This window comes from Yoonia sp. 208BN28-4 (assembly GCF_037543925.1).
Lineage (GTDB): Bacteria > Pseudomonadota > Alphaproteobacteria > Rhodobacterales > Rhodobacteraceae > Yoonia.
Genome location: NZ_JBBIFY010000001.1, coordinates 874734 through 900555 on the forward strand (window position 1 = coordinate 874734; position 25822 = coordinate 900555).

General features: G+C 58.5%; 11 protein-coding genes (1 of these 11 running past the window's edge). 9 read left to right on the forward strand and 2 right to left on the reverse strand.

Annotation, left to right across the window (positions count from 1 at the left end; all coding sequences use genetic code 11):
• From V8J84_RS04395 to V8J84_RS04415, 5 genes are all read left to right on the forward strand, one after another.
• Positions 1–16774 carry the 3' portion of a tandem-95 repeat protein gene (locus tag V8J84_RS04395; RefSeq protein WP_339928435.1) on the forward strand. It extends 16088 nt beyond the left edge of the window, so 16774 of the gene's 32862 nt are visible here — the last part of the coding sequence; its start codon lies beyond the left edge, outside the window; the stop codon is at positions 16772–16774.
• Positions 16775–16863: 89 nt separating this feature from the next.
• On the forward strand, positions 16864–17472 hold the full coding sequence (locus V8J84_RS04400) for a toxin-activating lysine-acyltransferase (protein ID WP_339928436.1): 609 nt from the start codon (positions 16864–16866) through the stop codon (positions 17470–17472).
• Between the two features lie 154 nt (positions 17473–17626).
• On the forward strand, positions 17627–18832 hold the full coding sequence (locus V8J84_RS04405) for an NAD(P)/FAD-dependent oxidoreductase (RefSeq protein WP_339928438.1): 1206 nt from the start codon (positions 17627–17629) through the stop codon (positions 18830–18832).
• Positions 18829–19602: an HpcH/HpaI aldolase family protein gene (locus tag V8J84_RS04410; protein WP_339928440.1), complete on the forward strand. Its 774-nt coding sequence runs from the start codon at positions 18829–18831 to the stop codon at positions 19600–19602. The genes V8J84_RS04405 and V8J84_RS04410 overlap by 4 nt, the downstream gene beginning before the upstream one ends.
• Positions 19603–19615: 13 nt before the next feature.
• Positions 19616–20449 (forward strand): NAD-dependent epimerase/dehydratase family protein, encoded by an 834-nt coding sequence (locus tag V8J84_RS04415; RefSeq protein WP_339928441.1) that lies wholly within the window; start codon positions 19616–19618, stop codon positions 20447–20449.
• Here the strand turns inward: V8J84_RS04415 and V8J84_RS04420 are convergent.
• Positions 20446–20877, reverse strand: coding sequence for a DMT family transporter (locus V8J84_RS04420; RefSeq protein WP_339928442.1), 432 nt, complete (start codon positions 20875–20877; stop codon positions 20446–20448). The two genes, V8J84_RS04415 and V8J84_RS04420, sit on opposite strands and share 4 nt — an antisense overlap.
• Positions 20877–21329, reverse strand: coding sequence for a DMT family transporter (locus V8J84_RS04425; protein ID WP_339928443.1), 453 nt, complete (start codon positions 21327–21329; stop codon positions 20877–20879). Before V8J84_RS04425 ends, V8J84_RS04420 begins: the two co-directional genes overlap by 1 nt.
• Positions 21330–21579: 250 nt before the next feature.
• Here V8J84_RS04425 and rpsD point away from each other — a divergent pair, with 250 nt between their 5' ends.
• From rpsD to hisC, 4 genes are all read left to right on the forward strand, one after another.
• A complete protein-coding gene (gene rpsD / locus V8J84_RS04430) occupies positions 21580–22200 on the forward strand; it encodes a 30S ribosomal protein S4 (RefSeq protein ID WP_339928444.1) in 621 nt (206 codons plus the stop codon).
• A gap of 218 nt (positions 22201–22418) precedes the next feature.
• A complete protein-coding gene (locus V8J84_RS04435; RefSeq protein ID WP_339928445.1) occupies positions 22419–23174 on the forward strand; it encodes a VPLPA-CTERM sorting domain-containing protein in 756 nt (251 codons plus the stop codon).
• Positions 23175–23235: 61 nt separating this feature from the next.
• The gene (locus tag V8J84_RS04440) at positions 23236–24657 is read left to right on the forward strand and encodes a homospermidine synthase (protein ID WP_339928446.1); all 1422 of its coding nucleotides are present in this window, start codon (positions 23236–23238) and stop codon (positions 24655–24657) included.
• Between the two features lie 78 nt (positions 24658–24735).
• Entirely contained in the window at positions 24736–25821 is a 1086-nt protein-coding gene (hisC, locus tag V8J84_RS04445; protein ID WP_339928448.1) for a histidinol-phosphate transaminase, read from the forward strand.
• Position 25822: the final 1 nt, after the last annotated feature.

Genomic DNA, 25822 nt, shown 5'->3' on the forward strand with positions numbered 1-25822 from the left:
TGACAGGATCTTTAGCGGCACAGGCAACGATACCGTCACAGGCGGCCTTGGCGATGACACGCTTGAGGACGATGGCGGCGGCGTCACCTATCAATACGCAGCCGGGTTCGGTCAGGATACCATCCGCGCCAAACTGGGCAGCGGCGACGTTGTGATCGCCTTCGATGCGACGCTGAACGCAGCGGATATGTTTGTTGAGAACGCCTATGAAGGTGGCCCGCTGCTGCTGCGCTTTACCGGATCAGACGACCGGATTCTGCTCAACATTGAAGAGCGCGGTCCGGATAACAGCAATGGCGTGACCGAGGTGCGGTTTGCCGATGGCACGACCTTTACACAGCTACAGTTGCAAGATGCGGCGGTTGATCCATCCTCCGTTAGCCTGTTCGGTGACATTCTGCCGTTGCCTATCGGTGGCGAAGGCGATGACCAGATCACCAGCGATGGCGACGCGCATATTCTGATAGGCAATGGCGGCAACGATACGCTGTCCGGCAATTCCAACACAGACACCCTGATCGGCGGAGCGGGCGACGATCTGCTTTACGGCGGTCGCGGGTCCGACGTTTATGAATTCTCTGCCGGGTTTGGTCAGGACCGGTTGGATGATTACTATATCGACAGCGATATCATCGTCTTTGATGCGACGATTACACCTGCGTCTGTGGTCGTGGAAATTGACGGATCTGATCTGATCCTGCGGATTGGGGCCAACGGTGATCGGCTGACCATCGTGCGCGGCGCTGACCGCGAGGTGATCTCGGCCATTTCGTTTGACGATGGCACTGTCTGGACGTTGCAAGATGCGATTGATCTGGCAACTGCGCCCGTTGGAACGACGATCAATACCGTGACATCCGACGATGTGATCATCGGCACGGCTGGTGCGGACCTGCTTGAGGGTCTGGGCGGCGACGATAGCCTGTCCGGCCTTGCTGGCGCCGACAGTCTGGACGGTGGTGCAGGTAACGACACGATGGCCGGTGGCACCGGCGATGACATGATGCATGACATCGCAGGCGACGACACGTATCGCTTTGACGCCGGTGACGGGATCGACACCATCACCGATCTGGACGGGACCGACACACTAGCATTCGGCGGCGGCATTCTGCCCGAAGACATCATCGTGACGCGTCTGGGTGACGTGGATGTGATGCTTCAGGTGACGGATACCGACCGCGTGATCATCATGGGCGGTCTGGGCGATGCCCAAGCGATCGAGACGATCACCTTCCTTGATGACAATACGACAATCTGGACCCCGGCAACACTGCGCGCGCTGGCGATCAAGTCATCGCTGCAAGCCGATACCATAGTCGGGACAGCCCTTGGTGAAACCATCGACGGTCAGGCTGGCGACGATACGATTGACGGTGCTGGCGGTGACGACAGCATCCTTGGCGGCACGGGATCCGACAGCATTCTGGGCGGCGAGGGGGCAGACACGCTCTCTGGTGGCGGCGGGCTTGACCATCTTGATGGTGGCGCCGGTGATGACACCTACGTCTTTGAAATGGGCCACGGCAATGTCGTTATCAGCGATACCGCGGGCGTCAACGCGCTTGAGATGGGTGCAAGCATCCTGACATCGCAGATCGTGTTTGGCCGTGACGGCGATAATGCTGTTCTGCGCATCGGCACGTCCGAGGACAGGGTGATCCTGACTGACGCGCTGTTGGGCGGCATGGACCTGACGGTCAACTTTGCCGACATGACAAGCTGGACCATGGCGCAGGTTGTGACCTTTGCGCTGGAGAACAGTGGACCAGATCAAATCCTGCTTGGCACCGATCTGGACGATGTGATCGCGGGCGCTGACGGCGACGATCAGATCACAGGCGCGGACGGCGGCGACAGCCTTGACGGTGGCGCGGGCGACGATACGGTTGAGGGCGGCGCGGGCAACGACACCCTGTCCGGCGGCACAGGGCACGACACCCTGACCGACGCTGACGGTGACGATACCTATCAGTTTGCAGTTGGTGACGGGCGCGCCCTGATCACCGATCTTGCGGGCACCGACACGCTGGAACTGACTGGCATTCTGGCCGAGGATCTTATTGTAGCTGGCACAGCCGATGGCGACCTGATCATGCGGGTCACCGGCACCGAAGACCGGATCATCCTTCTGGGTGCGTTGTCCGATACGACACGCGCCATCGAGACGGTCCAGTTTGGCGATGGTGCCACATGGACATGGGCCGACCTTGTCGCCAAAGCCCAGATGGGCACGGAGGCGGATCAGACCATTGTCGGTACAACGGCAGACGAGGCGCTTTCCGGTGCGGGCGGTGATGACATTATCATCGGCGGCGGCGGTGCAGATACGCTTTCGGGCGGCACTGGCCACGATGATCTGACCGGCGGCGCGGAGGCGGATACGCTTGATGGCGGGTCCGGCACGGATACGCTTGCGGGTGGTGCGGGCGACGATGTGTACGTCTTTGGTCTTGGTTATGGGCAAGACACGATCATCGACAGCCAAGGCATTGATCGTGTTGAAATGGGTGCAGGTATTACCGCAAGCGATCTGGCCGTTGTGATGGACGGCGATGATCTGGTGATCCGGATTATCGGCACTGACGATCGCCTGACGCTGACAGATGCGCTCGACGGCGGCACCGTGGACCGTGTGATTTTTGACAGCGGCGACGAGCTGGATATCGCGGGGCTTGTGGCAATTGCCACGTCCGGCACACCCGACAATGACACCTATGTCGGCACAGATGCCGGGAACGCGATGTTCGGCCTTGGCGGGAACGACGATCTGTCGGGCCTTGGTGGCAATGACAGCCTGTTTGGCGGCACTGGCAGCGACAGCCTGCAGGGCGGCGCGGGCGAAGACACGCTGGACGGCGGGCAGGGCGAAGACCGCGCAAGCGGTGGCATGGATGCCGATACCTATGTCTTTGCTGCGGGCGATGGCGTGCTGGTGATCGACGATCAGGGCGATGCCACAGGCGAGGACCGTCTTGAAATCGCCGGATACGAACTGGGCGCGCTCCGGTTCTCGCAGACCGGACCTGACGGCAATGACCTGACTATCCGCTTTGCCGGAACAACAGACCGGATCGAAGTTACAGGGGCCTTTGCGGGTGACAGTGGCAAGGTCGAACTGCTGACCCTGACCGACACCGGCGCAAGCCTTACCTTTGCCGAAATCACGGACCGCGTGCGGCCTGATCTTGGTGTCGATGGTGATGTGATCTTTGGGGATGCGACCGATCAGACGATCACCGGATCCGCGCTGGGCGATTATATCGAAGGCGGCGACGGGGCCGATACAATCAACGGCGGTGACGGCGATGATGTCTTTGGTGACCTGCTGCTGGATGATGCGACAGACAGATACACCGGTGGCGCAGGCCGTGACATTTACCGTTATGTGCCAACAACTGGCCTTGCCGCAGATGCGGCTCTGGACGTTATCACCGATTTTGTTGCGGGCGACGCTGGCGACATTCTGCGGCTTGAAACACAGACGCCGAACCCCTTCGCCACAGGCCTGTTGACGCTGGCGCAGGACGGGGCTGACACGGTTATCTCGTTCAACAACGCGGGCACGCCGCAGGTCATTATCCGGCTGGAAGGCGTTGATCTGACCCAACTGACAGCGGCCAACTTTGGCGGCGTCGCACTGGATGAGGATATCGTCACTGCAATCTATGGCGACGATACAGCCAATGAAATGCTGGGCACCGCCTTTACCGATGTCCTGTTCGGCAACGGTGGCGAGGACGAACTATTCGGCTTTGCCGGAAACGACAAACTTGCTGGTGGTGCCGATAGCGACACCATCGCAGGCGGCTTTGGCGATGATATTATCGCAGGCGAGGCTGGACACGACGATCTGTCGGGCGGCGCTGGCAATGATGTCGTGTCTGGTGGGTCCGGCGATGATGTTCTGCGCGGCAATGGCGACAGTACAGCCCAGTTTGCAGGGCAGGATACCTTTATCGGTGGCGCGGGTGACGATCTTCTGATCGGTGGCGAGGACGATGATACCTACCGCTTTGGTGCCAATGACGGTCAGGACACGCTGACCGACATCGGTGGCGCGGACACTTTGGTCTTTGAGGCGGGTATCCTGCCGACCGATCTGGCGGTGCTCACAGTCGGCGACGATATCGAACTGCGCGTAACGACCGGAAACACACGCATCCTTCTGGTCGGTGCCGCGGCTGTGCCGCCCACGCTGGAAATTGAGACCGTTCTATTCGAACAGGACGGCACGACATGGGATCAAACCGCGCTTCTGAACGCGGCGATGACAGCCTCGGCTGGCGATGACACGTTGAAAATCCTGACGGGCAATACGCTTGACGGATTGGCTGGCAACGATGACCTGACCGGTTCGGCTGATGCCGACACGCTTGCCGGCGGGCAGGGCGACGATCTGCTGCAAGGCGGCGACGGCGCTGACACCTACCTGTTCAACCTTGGTGACGGGCAAGACACCATTGCCGACGCGCAAGGCCTGAACACCTTGGTCTTTGGCGCGGGCATCCTGCCTGCCGACGTGATGGTGATCGCAGGCAAGGCCACGATCCAGCTTGCTATTTCCGGCACCAGTGATCGCGTGGATACTGGTCTGGCACCCACCCTTGGCACGACGATCGAAGTGCGCTTTGCCGACGATCCTGTCACCGTCTGGACGGCCAGCGATCTGGCGGCAATGGCACAAGCCACGACAGAAGCCGACGATGTTATCTATGGCACCGATAGTGCCGATACGATTGACGGTCTGGGTGGTGATGATCACCTGATCATGGGCGATGGCGCTGACGATATCAGCGGCGGTGCTGGCGTTGATCTGTTGGAAGGCGGCGAAGGTGACGACACCTACCGCTTTGATCTGGGCGATGATCAGGACCGCATCATCGACGCAGGCGGCGCGGCTGACGTGTTGGTGTTTGGCGCTGGTATCACGCTGGATCAACTGGTTGTCGCGCAATCAAGTGATGGTTCTGCGATGATCCTGCGGATCGGCGAAGATGGCGACCGTGTGCGCATCGACAACGCGCTGGACAGCGGCACGATTGAAACCGTGCGCTTTGCGGACAGCGGTGAAGAGCTTTCACTGAGTGATCTGATTGCACGTGTGCCCACGGTGCTGGATGATTTCATCTACGGCGATGACACGGACAACACGCTGAACGGCGGTCTGGGCGATGACCGGATCAGCGGTGCAGGCGGCAATGACGTCTATGAATATGCTGCCGGTGACGGCGCTGACATCTTGCGCGACAGCGCTTCATCTTCCGATGATGTGCTGCGTATTTCGGGCTACGGCCCCGCCGATACGCAGTTTGCGCGACTTGGCACTAACAGCCCCGATATCCGCATCACGTTTGCAGACGGTTCCGGTGACCAGATCATTATCGTTGACGGGCTCAGCACGACACGCGGGATCGAAAGCATCGTGTTTGTCGATCATGCGGATGCCACGCTGACAGTGTCCGACATATCCTTGTTGCTGACCAATGCGCAGATTTCGCCCAATTCAGATGTGGTCTTTGGCACCAGCGGCGATGATGACCTGTCTGGCGGCACTGGCGACGATCTGCTTCTTGGCCTTGCTGGCAATGACACGTTCCGCTTTGGTCGTGGTGACGGCAACGACCGGATTGATGCGTTCGGCTCGGGAACCAATCTGGTTGTACTGGATGACCTGAACGAGGATGACATCATTTCTGTCGTCCGCTCCGGCCCCACGTTGCACGATCTGGTGCTTGATTTTGGCGACGGTGATCGCCTCACGCTGATTGATGCGCTGCTGACCCATTCCAACGGGTCTTTGACGCTTGAGTTTGCTGACGGCAGCGGCTGGACACAATCGGAAATGCGCGTTGCTGCAATCGCAGGCGTGCAGACCGATGGTGCCGATTACATCGAAGGCTTTGACAGCGACGACACCTTTGTCCTGTCCGGTGGCAACGACACGGTTGAGGGCCGCGACGGCTCTGACACCTATGTCTGGGCACCCGGTCTGGGACAGGTCGAAATCCGCGATGGCGGCACGGCCGATCCAACTGATATCGACCGCGTGAACCTGACCGGCGTGGACGCTGACACAGTATCGGTGAACCGCTCGTTCCAGGGCAGCACGTCGGTCGAATTCCGCTTTGCTTCATCGCTTGGCGATGGTCTGACCGTGATCAATGCGCTGACTGATGATGGTTCCGCGATTGAAGAATATCTGTTTGACGATGGTACGCTGTGGACCCGCGAAACCCTGCTCACGCTGGTGCAAAACGACGCGCCACAGGCCAATGACGATGGCTTTTATGCCGTGGTCACAGGCGAAGAGCTGGTCCTGTCGCTGTCCGAAATCCTGAGCAACGACTTTGAACCGGACGGCGACCCGCTTGAGATTATTGCAGTTGATGCAGGCGACAACGGTGTGGCGACCCTGCCGGGCGACGGCACCGTGCGTTTTACCGCCACAGACGACTTCTTTGGTGCGACGACCATCACCTACACCGTGTCTGATGGCCGCAACGCATTCAGCACGGCACAGATCAATCTGACAGTCCGTCCCGTTGCCGAGGCGCTGGACGACACCGGATTTGTCATGGACGAAGACGACAGTCTGGTGATCGACGTAAACCGTCTGCTGTCCAACGACGTGGACGGCGACCGGATGATCGTGGGTCAGGTCTTTGACGCGATTGGCGGCTCTGTGTCGCTGTCGTCGAACGGCCAGATCAGCTTTACCGCAGCCGAAAATTTCAACGGCCCGGCGCAGTTCACCTACGCGGCCAACACCCCCGAAGGCGGCCGTGCCGAGGCGATTGTCTATATCGGCGTCACGCCTGTGAACGATGCGCCCGTCGCCACGGATGATGGCGGATTTGCCACGCTGGAAGATGTGCCGCTGACTATTCTGGCGGCTGCATTGCTGGGCAATGACAGTGATGTTGATGATGATACGCTCAGCATCGTTGATGTCTTCGGCTCTGCGGACCTTGGGGTCGAGATTGACGAAAACGGGAACATTCTTGTCACGCCAACCGAAGACTTCTTTGGCGTTGCGACCTTTGACTACCAGATTTCTGACGGGCAGGGCCTGACCGCCGTTGCAACCGCATCCATCACGGTCACACCGGACCTGACAGGCACGGATGCACGCGATGACCGCTTTACAACGGATGACGTGGGCGCGCCGCTGCTTGAGGATAACCCTGTTATCATCGGCCTTGATCGCCTGATCGCCAATGATACCGATCCGCTAGGCACGCTGACACTTTCGTCCGTGCGCGGCATCAACGGAGCCACCGTAAGGTTGCTCGACAACCAGACCGTGCTGGTCACACCGCGCGCCAACTTCAACGGCGAGGCATCGTTTACCTATACCATCGACGATGGTCAGGGCGGGCGCGATACGGCGACGGCAGTTCTTGTGTTCGAAGCGGTCAACGACAACCCCGTGGCGCGTAACGACAGCTTCCGTAATGAACAGCAGGCCGTCATGCTGCGCGGCACGCAGGACACGGCGCTGACGATCCAGATCCTTGATCTTCTGGCCAATGACTTTGACGTCGAAGGCTTCGCCGTCACGTTTGAAAATGCCACCGGCCCTGTGCGCGGCACAATTGAACAGACCGACACGACCGTCATCTTTACCCCTGACGCAGGCTTCTGGGGCGAGACGACATTCGGCTATTCCATCACCGATCCCGACGGGGCCGTGGATGGCGCAAAAGTTACGCTCTACTTTGACCCCACGTCGGATGCGCCGCCCGTTGCGGTCACCGACCAGTTTTTCATTGCCGAAGACATCCCGACCGTGCTGCGGCTTGATACATTGCTGGCCAATGACAGTGACATCGACGGAACTGATCTGACAGTTACCGGATGGCGGCACGTTGATCCGATCGTGGACGGTTTCACATACGGTGCGCAGGCGCTGGGCGATCTGAATGGTCTGATCGAAGAAAACGCCGATGGCGATTTCCTCTTTACGCCGGATATTGATGCCAGCCGTGCAGGCGCATTTATCTACTTCCTGACAGATGGCGAAGGCCGCACCACCGAAGGTCTGGTTGATCTGGTAATTGTGCCATCCAACGACGATCCAACCGTGTTGGACGATCCGGGTTTTGTCACACCGTTTGACGTGCCGCTTGTGGTGCGCGTGTCGGACCTGCTGTTCAACGACTATGACATTGAACAGGCCGACCACGATGGCGACGGCGTGATCGACGATGATCTGGACGATCCTGATCGCGAGCGTCCGACCTTTGTTACGGTCGAGGCGATCTACGATCCGGTCGAGCTGGCGCAGGGCAACCGCGTGTCGGTTGGCACGTTCGAAATCGTCGAATTCCGCGGCGAGGAGTTCCTTGTCGCACGGTTTGAAGACGGCTTCACCGGCAACGTCACCATCGAATACAGCATCGCCGACGAAGAAGGTCTGCAGGACGTGGGCTTTGCCTATGCCACTGTCGCCGACTTCTACGGTCAGGTGCTTACCGGCTCGCCCGAGGTGGACTACATCGAAGGCAACGATCTGGATGAAACCATCATCGGTTACAACCGTGACGACTGGATCAAGGCGTTTGCTGGCGACGATACGATCGCAACAGGTCAGGGCGCTGACGTGATCGAGGCGGGCTTTGGCAACGACCTGATCGACGGTGGCGACGATGCCGACAGTATCTTTGGCGGCGCGGGCTTTGACACTGTGACCTTCGCAGGCTCCAACACAGGGGTGCGCGCTGATTTGACGACGCTGATCGGTCAGGGTGGCTTTGCCGCAGGCGATAAATACTTTGGGATCGAAGCGCTGATTGGCTCTGCCTTTGCGGATATTCTGGGCGGTGACGCGGAACGCAACGATCTGACGGGTGCCGCTGGCAAGGATCTGTTGCAGGGCCGTGATGGCGACGACGGTCTGTTTGGTGGTCTGGGCGACGATACGCTGGAAGGCGGCGCTGGCGCCGATGATCTTTATGGTGGCGAGGGGATTGATACCGCGTCCTATGAGTTTGGTCAGGATGCTGTCACGATCTCGCTTGCAGATGGCACGGCCACCGGTGGTGACGCGACCGGCGATGTCCTTGTCGGGATCGAAAACCTGATCGGCACCGATGCGGGCGATAGCCTGACCGGTAACGACGCGGGCAACAGCCTGTTTGGCGGGCGCGGCGATGACACGCTGGTTGGCCTTGATGGCGATGACCTGCTTTCGGGCGGGCGTGGTGCGGATACGATCACTGGCGGCGACGGCATTGATACTGCTGACTACCTGTTGTCGCTTCAGGGTATACAGATCGATCTGGACGCTGGCACAGCCACTGGCGGTGACGCGCAGGGTGACGTGCTTTCCGGCATCGAAATCATTCAGGCCAGCTTCCACGACGATACGCTGACCGGCAACGCAGACGACAATACCTTCCGCGGCGGGCGCGGTGCTGACAGCATGGCTGGCGGCGCGGGCTTTGATACAGCCGACTATGCCAATGCAGACGAGGCGGTCACCGTTGACCTGTCATTGGGGCAGGGCCTTGCTGGCGAAGCCTTGGGCGACACGCTCAGCGGGATCGAAAAGCTGGTTGGCTCGCAACACGCAGACACCCTGCTGGGTGATGCGGGTGCGAACGCCTTTGACGGTCAGTTCGGCGATGACACCCTTGCGGGTGGCGCGGGCAACGACGACTATCTGTTCGGCTTTGACAGCGGCGCTGACACGATCACGGAAATTGGCGCCACCGACGATATCGACCGTCTGGTCATGGGCGAGGGCATCGCGGAAAAAGACGTGTCGCTGCTGCGTATGGGCGACAATCTGTTTGTCGAACTGGAGCGTGATGACGGCTTCCTGATCGACACGGTTGTGGTCACAGATCACTTCATCGGCTCTGACACGGGCATCGAACAGATCGTGTTCGAAGACGGCACGATCTGGGATCGCACCTATATCGCCGACAACCTGCGCGATGGCCGCTTTAACGCGCAAAACGATATCTACCGCTTTGCTGTGGAAGACGAGATTGCCTACATTGATCCGGCTGATCTGATCCTCAACGATGCGGAAACAGGTGTCGGCGACCTTGAACTGGTATCGGTGCAATCGGCGCGTTATGGCACGGTCTGGATCGAACCCGATGGCCGGATTGCCTTCCTTGGCAATCAGGATTTCAACGGCGACGCCTTCTTTGCCTATACCGTGCGTGATCCCTTGGGGCGCGAATCCACGGCCCGTGTTGAGGTCAACCTTGCGCCTGTGAACGATGCGCCTGTCGCGGTGGATGATCCGCTGCAATACGGCATCGAGGACGAGCCACTGCGCATCCGCATCGAGAACCTGCTGGCCAACGACTATGACGTTGATGGCGACGCAGAGTCCGAATCCCTGCGCATCGTCTCACTGGAACCGCTGACCGACAGTGACGGGAACGCAATCCGCCCTTATCGCGACTCCGATGACTATGACGGCTTTGGAACAGACGCCACCTGGCGGCTGGACGGGCAGTATATTGAACTGCTGAGCCGTCCTGATCACTTCGGCTTTGCCGGTTTCCGTTACACACTGGAAGACGCGGATGGCGCGCAGTCCAAGGCGGATGTGGAAATCTACTTTGCACCCGTCAACGATGCGCCACGCATCAATGACCGTGCCGTGTCGGCCAAGCTGGGCGAAACCACGACCTTCACCGTCGATCAGTTGATGAACAAGGTTTACGACATCGAAGGTGACACGTTCACCTTTGTCGGCCTGCACGAAGGTGCCGATGGTAACGCGTCAACAAACGGATCCGAGACATTCGATGCCGACACAGGCGAGATTTTCTACACGCCCGAGGAATTGGGTGCCGCCTATATCGAATTTGAGGTGATCGACGAACGCGGCGCGGAGGCGACTCTATCGTTCAACATCAACGTGCGTCCGCTGAACCTGCCGCCGCGCGCTAATGATGATCGCGGTATTCAGCTGCTTCAGGACGAGATCATCGTCATTGATCCTGCCTTGCTGCTGCTCAATGACACTGATCCGGATGATGACACGCTGATCTTTGACAGCATCTACCGCTTTGCCGAAAACGGGAAAGTGCGTGTCAACGACGAAGGCATGATCGAATTTGCTGCCCGCCCGAACTACAACGGTGCTGCCAGCTTTGAATACACCGTGTCTGACGGGAATGGCGGTTTTGACGATGCCACGGTGCATCTGACAATTCTGCCCGTGAACAACGGGCCTGTGTTGCGCAATGACGTGGCCGCCGGGATCGAGGACGGCATCAATTACGTCATTCCAGCCGAAGCCTTTGGCAATGATCTGGATATTGATGGCGATGTGATCTTCTTTGAAGAAGCCACGCTACTGGGTGCCATTTCGCAGAAGTTCCTGTCATCGACCTATTATGTCTGGGCAACGTCTGCCAACAACTCCGATCTGCCGGAGTGGCTGACGTTTGATCGCGACACGATGACGTTCGAAGGCGAAGTACCTGCCGACGTTGAAGGACCGATCGAGGTCGCAGTGTTCCTGCGTGACTTCAACAATGGTGCAACGCACAACTTCCGCTTTGTTTTTGAAACAGAAGGCGAAATTGCCGAACTCGCAGGTGGCGTTAGTGTCGCCGAAGAGATTCTACCCGGCTTCTTGATCCGCGAGGAATTCTCGTGGTCGCTGGCGGATGAAACGGCAAATGTCGCAACCTTTGATATCGAAGGTGGCGAATTCAGTGCACAGGTAAACGGTGGCCGTCCGCTGCCAGCGTGGCTGGCGTTTGATGCCGATACGCGCAGCCTGTCCATTTCGGACTTTGGCGTTGATGGTGATGATACATCCGCACGGGTGCAGATCGTCTTTACCCCCGCCGACAAGCCGGAACTGGAAGAGCTGGAATTCTACAGCACCGACCGTGGCTTTACGCTGGAATTCGTGATTGATCCGACCGATCCACAGCTTGATGCGATCAATGCGATCCTGTCCGGCTCGGCTGGTCCCGGAACATTAGGCTTTGATTTCTCCGACGCCGGTGCGATCACCGCCGCCCGCGAAAGCATGGCACCACTCAATGACTGGATCACGTTTGACGCGGCCACCATGACGTTTAGCGGCATGCCGCCATCCGAATATGTGGGTGCCGTGCCGGTGCGCATCGATATCGAAGCGGGCGGGTCAATCCCCGCCATGTCGATCATCACCGAAGCGGTGGTCGATGAGACCTACACCATCACCGAATTTGGCTTTAACTCCGGCTTCTCGGCGGTTGATCTGCCAGAGCGGATCAACATCGCAACTGCCAAGGATTTCAACGGTGCGCTTGTCATCGATTACACCGCCGAAGACGAAAAAGGCGGCCAGTCTGATGAAAGTGCACAGATCGTCTACAACGTCCGCGCAGCAGATGAAGTTGCCGTAGCAAACGAAGACCGTGTCGATCTGTTTGAAGGCGGCACGGTTGTGTTCAGCGTGGCCGAACTTCTGCTCAATGACCGCGATGATGATGGCAGCCGGCTGCAAATCTCGGGCTTTGGCGATCCGCTGAACGGCGAAATCGTTGTGACAGAAGGTGTTCTGACAATCGCACCGCCTGCTGGCATCACACCACTGCCCGGCGGCACGTGGTCTGTTCAAACGGATGAGGGCGAAGCGCTTCCCGACTGGATGGTGCTTGATACCGCAACCGGCGAAGTGACGGCGACACCTCCTCTGGATTTCTGGGGCTTCTTCAACCTCGAATACTTCAACACGGATGGCGTCACGACGCAGTTCGCGGAAAGCAGTTCTGTCCAGATTGACGGAAACGCCGCAGCGACAGTGACCTATACCCCCATTTCCGAATTCGCGGGCGAGGATTACCTGTCATACACCTTGCTGTCCGATGGCCGCGATCCGGTCACAGGCACTGTGGTGCTGGATGTGGCATCCTTGCTTGATCCGCCTGTCGCCGTCGAAGACGTGTTCGAGATGCTCGAGGATGGCAGCCTTGTGCTGACGCCTGATCTGCTTCTGGCCAACGATTTCGACGTCGATGGTGACACGATCCGCTTCCTCGGAGTCGAGGGTGGTGACAACGGCTTTGTTCGCTTTGAAGACGGAGCGATCACGTTCACACCGACGGCTGATTTTGCAGGCACCGCAGGCTTCTCCTATCGCGTCACAGACGACACCCACGGCGAAAGCACAGGTCGCGTCACGATCAATGTCGCATCAACCAACCGTGCGCCCGTGGCTGTGACCGATACGTTCGAAACCGTTGAGGACGTGCCGTTTGAGTTTACCATCGGTGAATTGCTGGCAAACGACACCGATCTTGATGGTGATGATATTTCCTTTGTCAGCATCGAAGAAGACGTTGCAGGCGGTCGCATTATCGAACTGCCAGCGGACCGCTATCAATTCGTGGCGGATGAAAACCTGACCGGACCGCTGACGTTCAAGTACTCTGTCAGTGACGGTCGTCTGACCGATGTGGGCGAAGTGACGTTTAACATCGTTGCGGTCAACGACGCCCCGATTGCCAATCCTGATGGCTTCTTCTTTGGCACGCAGGACCAGCCACTTGTCGTGAGCTTTGAAGACCTGTTGTTCAATGACCGCGATGTTGAAGGCGACGACTTCTCGATTGTCGAGATTTTCGATGCCGACAACGGCAGTGTTTATCAGGACGGCAACACAGCCGTCTTCCAGGGCCGCGAAGGCTATTTTGGCGATGGCGGCTTCAACTACCGCGTCACGGACGAGTTCGGCGCGACCAGCATCGGTTATGCACAAGTGATCGTGATGCCGCTTTTTGCGGTGCCTGTCGCTGTGTCCGACGCCGGATACGAGATGCTTGAGGACACGTCGCTGATCATCGATCAGGCCGATTTGATGGCAAACGATGATCTGCCATTGGGGTCCGACGTCACATTCCTTGGCCTGACACCAGCGCTCTTCCAGAACCAGAACGCAACGGTCGAAGAACTGGCCGACGGACAGTGGCGCGTGACCACTACCGAAGACTTCTTTGGTGAGCTTGTTCTGGAATACCGCCTGACCAACGAAACAGGCTTTGAGGTGCCAACCACGGTGGCGATTGATGTCATTGGCACAGAAGACGCCCCCGAGGCGCGGGACGACGCGATCACGATCGCGGAAGACGAAGTTACTGCCGTCTTTGTGTCGGCGCTGTTGTCAAACGACAGCGACCCCGATTTCCAGGGCTTTGCGATGACGCAGCTTCTGGAGGCCGAGAATGTCAGCGTTGAACTGACGCTGGATGGTCAGGTGATCATTACGCCCGACGAAGGCTTCTTTGGTGCGGCATGGTTCGACTACGAAATCGTGGACAGCTCTGGCCTGCGCGACTTTGCGCGTGTCGATGTGACTGTCACCTCGCGCAACGATGCCCCGATCATCACGATGGCAGACGTTCTGTTCGGCGCCGAGGATACAGCCGTATCCATCACACTTGGGCCTGATGCGATCGTAGATCCTGACGATGACGCGCTGATTGTTGAATTGCGCGGGCTGGATGGTGTGGCGTTGCCAACTTGGCTGATGTTCGATCCAGAAACGCTGACCCTGACAGGTCAGCCGCCTGAAAATGTGAACGGCACTTTTGATCTTGAGCTTTTCGTCAGCGACGGCGATGCCGAAGTGATCAAGGAACTGGTGCTGCAAATCGGTGCTGTAAACGACGCACCCGAGCAGGTTGCTGCAATCACGGTCGACACCCAGACCGAGCGTGCCGCCTTCAGCATTGCGCTGCCAACTGACGCCTTTGTTGACGTGGACGGTGATCCGCTCAGCTATGGTCTGACGTTAGTGGGCGGCGCTGATCTGCCGGCATGGCTCACCTTTGATCCCGACACGCTAACCCTAAGCGGTGAAGCACCATTGACCGCAAGCGGCACCTACGATCTGGCCCTGACAGCGAGTGACGGTGATCTGGCTGCAACCGGTTTGTTCACGCTGACAGTTGATCCGGCTGTTGTTGAAACGATCACCGAAAACCTGTCCAACGGCCGCATCAAAGTGACCGAGCTTCTGGGTGGCGTGAAGGTCTCCGAAACGGTGACCGATCCCGCCGATGCCTATAGCTGGAGCGTTTATGTCGATCTGTTCAACGAAGCCGGTGAGCGGACCAACCGTGAACTGACCTTTGACGATGGTCGCACCCTTTCGGCTGTTTACGTCGATGGTGAGAAAACTACCCAGACCGTGAACGATCCGACGAACGCGCGGACCTATGACGCCTTTGTTGATCTGTTTGATGAAAACGGTGTGCAAACTCAGCGCACGGTCACTTACGACGATGGCCGCGAACTGGTCGCCGTCTATACCAACGGTGTGCGGTCGTCGCAGACGGTCAATGATCTGCTGGATGCCTATCAGTGGTCGGGTTACGTCGATACCTTTGATGAAAACGGTCTGCGGACAATCCGCTCATTGACGTATGATGACGGGCGGACATTGGTTGCGGCTTATTCGGGCGGGGTCAAAGTATCACAGACGATGCGCGATCTGACCGATGCGCAAAGCTATGACAGCTATACCGATCTGTTTGACGCCAATGGTCTTATCACGCAACGGACGCTGCAATATGACGACGGGCGCCAGTATGTTGCAGTCTATGCCGGTGGTGTGCTGGCGGCAAAGACGGTCACTGATCAAAACGATGCCCATAGCTGGACAAGCTATGTCGATACTTACGATGCATCGGGCGTCCAGATCACGCGCAGCGCCATCTTTGATGACGGTCGCGATTCACTGATCCAATATGTGAACGGCGTAAAGGCACAGCAGACTGTCATTGACGCGGCAAACGCCCAGTTCTGGGAACGTTATGTCGATACGTTTGACGCCAACGGCGTGCGCACCACCCGTGAGGTAACTGGCGACGACGGGCGCGTCTTCAACTACGTCTACAACGGCGGCGTCCGAACGCTTGTGTCTGTCGAAAACGAAGGCACGGCAAGCGATGTGATCAGCTCTGTCGATAGCTTTGACGGCGATGGCATCCTGACCGGGCGTGTTATCACTTACGGCAACGGACGTGTGCTGACGGTCGAGTTCACCAACGGCGTGCGCAGTTCCCAGACAATGGACGACGCTTTGGATGCTCATAACTGGGACATGTACACGATCACCTACGACGCCAGTGATCGTCCGCTGTCGCGCGTGCAGACCTACGATGACGGGCGCTTGATGACGATCAGTTATATCGACGGCATCAAATCCGGCGTGACGGTGCAGGACATCGCTGATGCGCATGAATGGACCAGCTACACCGACAGCTTTGACGATACCGGAATCCAGACGGCCCGCAGCCAGACCTATGACGACGGGCGGACGTTGCAGGTGACCTATACAGATAGTGTCAAATCCAGCGAGACAATGTCGGACGCGATGGATGCCTATAATTGGCAAAGCTATGTCGATACCTTCGACCAGAACGGCCAGCGAACCATGCGCGACATGTCCTACGATGATGGCCGCCAGCGCGAGATCACGTACGACCGCGAACTTAAGGTGACCGACACGACCATGGATGTGGCTGACGAATTCATCTGGGCCGAGATCACCAGCCAATATCAGCCGAACGGTGTGATCGGACAAAAGACCACCGAATACGACGATGGTCGCACATTGGTCACCGACTACACTGACGGGCTGCGGACGACCGACACCATGACCGATGCCGCGGACGTGTTTATCTGGCAGTCCTACGTCGACACCTACACGACAGACGGTGTGAAGATCAGCCGGGCATGGGTCTATGATGACGGCACAGAGGAGCTTCAGATATTCTCTGATCTGGATATGATCTGATCATCACCGGCCCATCTGACAACACACAGCATCCGCGCCACGGCGCGGATGCTTCAACACTCCCCGAGAAATAGCAAAGGACAGCTTGAATGGCGCGCCAGACCAAAGCAAAGACCACCAAGAAGGACAAAAAAGCACCCAAGGCCGCAAAGTCCGCCGCAAGTGAAGCGCCAAAATCGGAGGAGGTGAAAACCGATATCGATCCAGCTGTGATGGAGCGCGTGGGCAAGCTGCGCAGCCATCTGCGCAAAACATTTGGTCAGGTTGTCATGGCGATGATGGGCCTGCCGCGTTACCGGCATCAGTCGGTGATGGATTTGGGGCAAACCGTGCTTGATCCGCTGATCCGCGACAGGATCGCCGTGGCCCATTCCAAGAATGACAAGACAGCTGATGACGTGGCCGGAATCGCGATCTGGGCCAGCGTATCGGAAGAGGTGGATGCGCGGATCGTCGAACAGATCAAGGCGGGCGTCTTTCCGATCAAGATGAGAGCAGAAGACTGGACATCGGGCGACATCAACTGGCTTCTGGATGTGCTGGCGACCGACCGGGAAACAACAGGTCAGGTGATCGGCAACTTCAAGCAAGTGGTCAAAGAGGGCGAGCTGAAGGTGCACCCCATCATCTCGCGCCTTGTTGATAAAAGCATGCTCGACAAGATGACCCAGCACAAGGAACCGCGCGGCGACGCGTAATGGCCTGAATTGAACAAAAGGAAGCTGGCTTACCTGTGCTCGTCTAACTCCGTGCAGACAGGGCGCACGCGCTTTCGGACCAGATCACACAGCGCTTGTCAGGCCCAATAGCATCAGCCATTGATAACGCATCCCGCGTTGCAAGAGGCACCCCATGACACAGGCCCCCGTTCGTCAGTCTTATGATGTGGTCATTGTCGGCGGCGCAATGCTGGGCTCGTCAGTTGCGTGGTTCACGATGATGAACCCTGACTTTGATGGCACCCTGCTTGTCGTGGAACGCGATGCCACTTACGAAAACGCCTCAACCTCGCACACCAATTCGTGCATGCGGCAGCAGTTTTCCAATGCCGTTAACGTCAAGATTTCGCAATTCGCCGCAAATTTTGTCAAAACATTCCGCGACCAGATGGGCAATGATCCCCGTGTGCCTGCCATCACGTTGCAAAGCTACGGCTACATGTATCTGGCCGACACACCGGAATTTGCGCAAACGCTGAAAGAGGCGCAGGCCGTTCAGGCCAGCCTTGGCGCAGGAACCAAGCATATGACCCGCGATCAGATTGCTGCGGCTTATCCGTTCTACCAGTTGGATGATATCATCGCTGGAAACCACAATCTGATTGATGAAGGCTATTTCGACGGCGGCACGGTGTTTGATTGGTGGAAACGATCTGCGCGCGAGCACGGGGCCGAATATATCCAGAACGAAGTCACGGCCATGACGCTGAACACCAGTGGCACCCGCGTGGACAGCGTAACGCTTAAATCGGGCGAGGTGGTGGCCTGCGGGCAGGTCGTCAATGCCTCTGGCCCGCGCGCATCGCTGACGGCGGCGATGGCGGGCATCGAAATCCCGGTCGAGCCGCGCAAACGCTACACCTATATCTTTGAGGCCGAAAAACCGCTGGATCGCGATCTGCCGCTGACGATTGATCCCTCCGGCGTGCACATGCGCACGGACGGGCAGTATTATCTGGCCGGTTGCCCGCCCGATGATGATCCGGCTGTCGATCACGACGATTTTGTGCAGGACCATTCCTTGTGGGAAGAAAAAGTCTGGCCCGTGCTGGCCACGCGCGTTCCCCAGTTCGAGGCGATCAAGCTGCGCAATTCATGGGCGGGGCACTACGCTTACAATACGCTGGACCAGAATGCGATTATCGGCCCGCACGATACGGTGGCGAACTTTATTTTCGTGAATGGCTTTTCCGGCCACGGGTTCCAGCAGTCTCCGGCCATGGGGCGCGGTGTGTCAGAGCTTTTGACATATGGCGCCTTTCGTTCGCTTGACCTCGAAGCGTTTGGCTTTAACCGTATCCGGCAAGGCGAAAAGTTCTTAGAAACGGCAGTGATATGAAACATCCCGAAAACAAATTTCTGACAGGTCTCAAAGCGGACGAACGCCAGGTCGGTCTCTGGGTCAGCCTGTCGAACAACTACGCGGCCGAGGCAGTGGCATCGGCTGGCTACGATTGGTTGCTGGTGGATATGGAGCACACGCCAAGTGACATGGCGACAGTGCTGGGCCAGTTGCAGGCGATTGCGGGCCATGGCAGCACGGCCATTGTGCGCCCGCCATGGAATGACGCAGTGATGGTCAAACGCTTGCTGGACGCAGGCGCGCCGGGCCTGTTGTTCCCGATGGTGCAATCGGTGGAAGAGGCGCAGGCCGCCGTCGCCTCCACGCGCTACCCGCCCCGCGGTGTGCGCGGTGTGGCAGGGACGATGCGGGCAAATAACTTTGGCCGGACCACGGATTATTTTACAGCTGTCGAAGGTCAAACCGCCGTGCTGATCCAGTTGGAAAGCAGGCAGGCCGTGGAAAACGCGGTCGAGATTGGCACAGTGGATGGCGTGAACGGTGTGTTCTTTGGCCCCGCCGATATTGGCGCGGACATCGGCATCGTCGGTCAGCCGATGCACGATGACATCTGGGCACTGATACGCCCTGCCGCGCAAATGCTGATGGATCGCGGTGTGCCGGTGGGCACGTTAGTGTCCAACCCCGACTTCGCGGCGGACCTCATGAATGATGGTTTCAGCTTTGTGGCCTGCGGCACCGATGCAGGGCTGCTGGCGCGGGGCGCTGATAACTTGCTCGCAAATGTGCGCGGCAAAATAGAATAAAAAGGAAATACTGATGAAAAAGATCGTTCTGACCGGTGCGCGTGGCCGCCTTGGGTCTTACCTGCGCGAACCGCTCACCAAACTGGCCGACACGCTGGTATCAAGCGATATTCTGGATGCACCGGACAGCCTGTACGACGGGGAAACCTATGTGCAGGCCGATCTGGGTGATCTCTCCGCGATGGAGGCACTGCTGGAAGGTGCCGATATGGTCGTCCACTTCGGCGCCATCGGTGACGAGGCGGCATGGGACGATATTCTGCAATCCAACATCGTCGGCGCCTATAACGTGTGGGAGGCGGCCTACCGTCAGGGCGTGAAGCGTGTGGTCTATGCCAGTTCTGTCCACGCGGTCGGGATGCACAAAAGCACAGATGTGATCGGCCTTGATGCGCCGCACCGGCCCGACACCTACTACGGTCTTGCCAAGTGCTTCTGCGAGGACCTTGCCAGCCTTTATTGGGACAAACGCGGGGTTGAATCCGTGTGCATGCGCATCTTCTCTGCTGCCACCGTCACCAATGCGCGTAGCCTTGGCACGTGGTTGTCCTACGATGACATGATCCATCTGGTTAAACAGTCGGTGACAACGCCAGTGGTGGAATTTACCAAGGTGTATGGCATCTCGAACAACGACCGGATCGTAGTCGACAATTCCGGCGCTGCACATCTGGGCTACAAGCCTAAAGACAACGCGGAACAGTTCGCGAAAGAGATCCTCGCCAAGACGCCGCCGATTGATAACAAGGATCTGGCGCATGCTTGCATTGGCGGGCCGTTTGCAACTGTTGAGTTGGGAAATTCCGGTGTCGCGGCACTGGGCGTGAAGGACAAGCCGAAGGGCTAGACCTTTGTGGGTTGCGCCCGCGCAACCCACATCCCCGCAAGGATCAGCGCGACACCGATGATGCGCGCCGTGGGATTGCCCGCCGTGCCCATTACGATATCAAGCACAACACCCGAAATCATCTGCCCCGCGATAATCAGCATTGCGGTTTGCGCGGCACCGATCCGCGCGATCAGCCAGCTTCCTGCGGCGATAAACACCACACCGATCACGCCGCCCAGATAGGCCCACCACGGGGCGGCGGCGGGATCACCGGCAAACAAGCTGCCCGCCAGCAGTCCGACAACGGTGATGAAAACCAGCCCGACGATGTGGTTCCACCACGACGAATGCAGCGCCGATGTGGAGAGCGCCAACCGCCCGTTGATCTGGCGCGACAGGCTGACCAGAACGCCCGCAAGGACTGCCAGTGCTGCAAAGCCCACCATCAGCCGCGCCCCAGAAAGATCAGGATCAATGACCCCGCGATGATCAGCGCCATCGCCGTAAAGTCGCGGGCCGTCGGATCACGTTGTGGCAGGCCCATCATGCCCCATTTGTCGGCGATCAGGCTGAAGATCATCTGCCCCGCCAGCCCCAATGCAATCGTGCCAGAAAGCGCCAATGCAGAGTTTAGCGTGGCCGAGGTCAGCATCACGGTGACAGCGCCTGAAATGCCGCCAAGATAGGCCCACCATGGCGGACGCCCGGTGCTGGCCTTCTTGGGGCGCAGCACAAGCAGCAAGGCAAGTGCGGCCACCGATCCCGTCAGATGTGGGACAAAACTTGCAAAATAAAGCGATCCGAATTGCGCCAATGTGCCGTTGAACAGCACCATCAGCGACAGCAACCCGCCAGTGGCAAAAGCAGCGAGGAAATAGAGGGGCGAGGTGGCTTGCATAGGCCCATGTGTGTCTGCTGACGATGCTCTGCGCAAGGGTGCCGTGGCTAAATCTCGAAGGCAGGATTTGCACATCGGACTCGATTGCGCGACCCTGTCCCCAATCCCCTGTTGACTCTGCATCATCGCCCGCCTAATGAGCCGCTTCATTGGTGTTGGTGGTCCGCGCAAGCGGGACCCTGTCAGGCTTCGGCCAAAGGACAACGCCCTTCATGCACCACCCGGTGCCACAACCGAAGGAGATCAGCGTATGACTAAACGTACCGCTGCCAAGTACAAAATTGACCGCCGTATGGGCGAAAACATCTGGGGCCGTCCAAAGTCGCCAGTGAACCGCCGCGAATATGGCCCCGGCCAGCACGGTCAGCGCCGCAAGGGTAAACTGTCGGACTTCGGTCTGCAGTTGCGCGCCAAGCAGAAGCTCAAGGGCTACTACGGCGACCTGACCGAAAAGCAGTTCCGTCGCATCTACGCCGAAGCCGAGCGTGTTAAGGGCGACACCGGTGAGAACTTGATTGGTTTGCTCGAGCGTCGTTTGGACGCCGTTGTTTACCGCGCCAAGTTCGTGCCAACCGTTTTTGCCGCACGCCAGTTCGTGAACCACGGCCACGTCACCGTGAACGGCAAGAAGGTGAACATCCCGTCCTACCGCGTCAAAGAAGGCGACGTCATCGCCGTGCGCGACAAGTCCAAGCAGCTTGAGCTGGTTCTGGTCGCGTCGCAGCTGCCCGAGCGCGATGTGCCTGACTACATGGAAGTCGACCACAACAAGATGACCGCGACGTTCACACGTCAGCCTGGTCTGGGCGATGTGCCGTATCCGGTCACGATGGAACCGAACCTCGTGGTGGAATTTTACGCCAAGAACTAATCGCGCCTTCCTGCGCGAATGTGGACAAGGGCCTTGCGTTTGCCGGGCCCTTTTTCGTTGCGGGGTCCCGTTTGGCTTATCCCTACGGAAAGCAAAGTCCTTAAAATTTTCACATTCACCGCACGGTTGTGCCCTGTTGTGCTGGCACTTCTGACATCACGCGCAATCGTCTGGGGCAAAACGATTCTTGAATTCTGCGCGTCGTTCGGAGCAGACGCATGTTAAAAACGATAAAATCGATAGCCCTTGTGGCATCCCTGACACTGGCGCACTCCGCTTCTGCGGCAGTCGTGGCGTATACCGACTATAATACATGGCTCAGCGCGGTCAGTGCTGCGGGTCCGACCACAAATCAGGCATTCAACGGCAATGCCAGCTCATTTGCGGCCAATTCGACGGGCAATGTGATCGGCTCACGCACAACGGTTGATCTGGATGGCGGCCTTTTTGATACCGGTCCCACAGGGCTTGACGGCAGCGGATCATTCCGCGGCGAGGTCGACAGCAGTTCCAAAACGCTCAGCGACGGTCTGGGGCTGAACTTCAATTTCGATAGTGGCGTTTCGGGCTTTGGCTTGCGCAACTTTCGCACCGCGCCATCTGCCTTTGATAACAGCCTGTCGCTCAACGAGATTGGCATTTCTGTTGCTGGCACAAGCTATCTGTTGTCAGATCTGCTGGGGCTGACCAATTCGTCCGACGGCAATTTTGTCAATCAGACCACGACGACGAACGGCGTCTTTGTCGGCTTTGTGTCCGATACTGATTTGACAGGCTTTAGCCTTATTCACGGTGACTTTGTCGCGCCGGGCTTTGTGTCTGGTGGCAACGAAGAGTTCTTGATCGGCTCCCTACGTCTTGCAGGCCCCGTGCCCAGCACCGTGCCTGTTCCTGCGGCACTGCCGATGTTGCTGGCGGGCCTTGCGGCCTTTGGCGCGATGGGATGGCGCAGGAAACGTGCACTTGCAGGCTAGCGCGACACGTTTTCTTTTCGGATAACGCGATTTATGTAGTCCTCTGACGCAGGAGGACGCCATGACGCAATCACACCCTAACTATGGCCGCATCGACGGTCCCATCGTGATGATCGGCTTTGGATCGATCGGCAAAGGCACGCTGCCGCTGATCCAGCGGCACTTTGACTATGATGCCGACAAGATGGTCGTGATCGATCCCAATCCTGCCAGTGCCGAGTTTCTTGGCGAACAGGGCATCCGTCACATGCAAGTGGCGATCACCCGCGACAATTACCGCGATGTGCTGGGTGATCTGTTCGCCGAAGGGAAGGGGTTCTGCGTGAACCTGTCGGTCGATACGTCATCGCTGGACCTGATGAAGCTGTGCCGCGAAATGGGCGTGCTTTACATCGACACGGTGGTGGAGCCGTGGGAGGGGTTCTATTTCGAAACGCCCGATAACGCCGACCGCACAAACTATGCCCTGCGCCAGAAGGTCAGGGACGAGAAAGCCGCCAACCCCGGTGGCACAACGGCGGTATCGTGCTGCGGTGCCAACCCCGGCATGGTCAGCTGGTTTGTGAAAGAGGCGCTGCTGACATTGGCCAAGGATACCGGCCAGCCAGCAGACGCGCCCACCGATCGCGCAGGCTGGGGCAAGCTGATGCAGTCGCTGGGCGTGAAAGGTGTGCACATCGCCGAACGCGACACACAGGTCCGTGACAAGCCGCGCGAGCGGGGGACGTTTGTCAATACGTGGTCCGTCGAAGGGTTCATCGCCGAAGGCTTCCAGCCCGCCGAATTGGGCTGGGGCACGCATGAGACATGGATGCCCGAAACAGCACATAGCTATGATACCGGATGCCAGTCCGCGATCTGGTTCGAACGCCCCGGCGCGATCACCCGCGTGCACACATGGTGCCCCACGCCTGGCCCGCAGTTCGGATTTCTCGTGACCCATAACGAGGCGGTGTCGATTTCCGACTACTACACAGTCGGCGATAAATCCGCGCCCGACTACCGCCCCACGTGCCACTATGCCTATCACCCTGCCGATGACGCGGTGCTGTCCCTGCACGAGATGTTCGGGTCAGGCACGCAGCAGACCAAGCACGAGATCATGGACGTGGACGAGATCACTGGCGGCATTGATGAGCTTGGTGTGCTGCTTTACGGGCACGAAAAGAACGCGCTTTGGTATGGCTCGCGCCTGTCGAACGCGGAAACCAAGACGCTCGCACCCTATCAAAATGCAACTGGCCTTCAGGTGACGTCAGCCGTATTGGCCGGCATGGTCTGGGCGCTGGAAAACCCGCAGGCTGGCATCGTGGAAACCGACGAGATGGACCACGCGCGATGCCTTGAGGTGCAGCGCCCCTATCTGGGACCGGTCGAGGCGCATTACACCGATTGGACCCCGCTGAAAGATCGGTGGGAGCATTTCCCCGAGGATATCGATGAAAGTGACCCGTGGCAGTTCCGCAATGTTCTGGCGACCTGACGCGCCTGTGGCATCCTTGGCACTGGTCAGGGATGCATCCGCCCGCTAGAACGGCGCGAACCTTGGGGGGTTGACGCGATGGTCACGAAGATAAAGCCGCAACCGGGCATTATGGACATCACCTTGTACAAGGGTGGTGCCTCTACTGTTGCGGGTCACCAGAATGTTCTGAAACTGTCGTCGAACGAAAACCCCTATGGCCCATCCGACAAGGCGAAAGAGGCGTTTTCGCGCGCTGCCCACGATCTGCACCGCTATCCGTCCACCGATCATGCGTCGCTGCGCGGGGCCTTGGCGGAAGTATACGGACTGGACGCCGACCGCGTGATCTGCGGCAACGGTTCGGGCGAGATTTTGCACCTCCTGGCCCAAGCCTACGCGGGAAAAAACGACGAAGTTATCTATACCGAGCACGGCTTTGCGATGTATCGCATTTATGCCCTGACCGCGTCCGCCAAACCCGTTGTCGTGCCAGAGCGTGACCGCACCGTAGACGTGGACGCGATCCTTGCGGCCTGCACCAAGAAAACCAAACTTGTCTATATCGCCAACCCCGCGAACCCAACCGGCACGATGATCGCATCATCCGAAGTGGCGCGGCTGGCCGAAGGGCTGCCGCCGCAAGCGATGCTGGTGCTGGACGGTGCTTATGCGGAATATGTCGAAGGCTATGACGCCGGGCTGTCACTGATCGAAGCCCGTGACAACGTGTTCATGACCCGCACCATGTCCAAGATTTACGGTCTGGGCGGCTTGCGCGTTGGCTGGGGATATGGCCCGCAGGCTGTGATCGATGTGCTCAACCGCATTCGTGGCCCGTTCAACCTGTCGTCAGGCGCGCTCGCTGGCGCAGAGGCGGCAGTGCGCGATACCGCCTATTTCGAAAAATGCCGGTCGGAAAATGCGCGCTGGCGCGAATGGCTGGCGCAGGCGCTGGCTGAACTGGGCGTGCCGTCCGACACATCCACGGCAAACTTCATCCTTGCCCGTTTCGCATCCGAAGAAGAGGCCGTGGCCTGTAACGAATACCTGCAAAGCCAAGGTATCATCGTGCGCCTGTCGGGCAGCTATGGCTTTCCTGAATGTCTGCGCATCACGGTGGGCGACGAAAGCGCGTGCCGCCGTGTGGTGCATGGCATCGCTCAATTCAAAGGGGCGCGGTAGC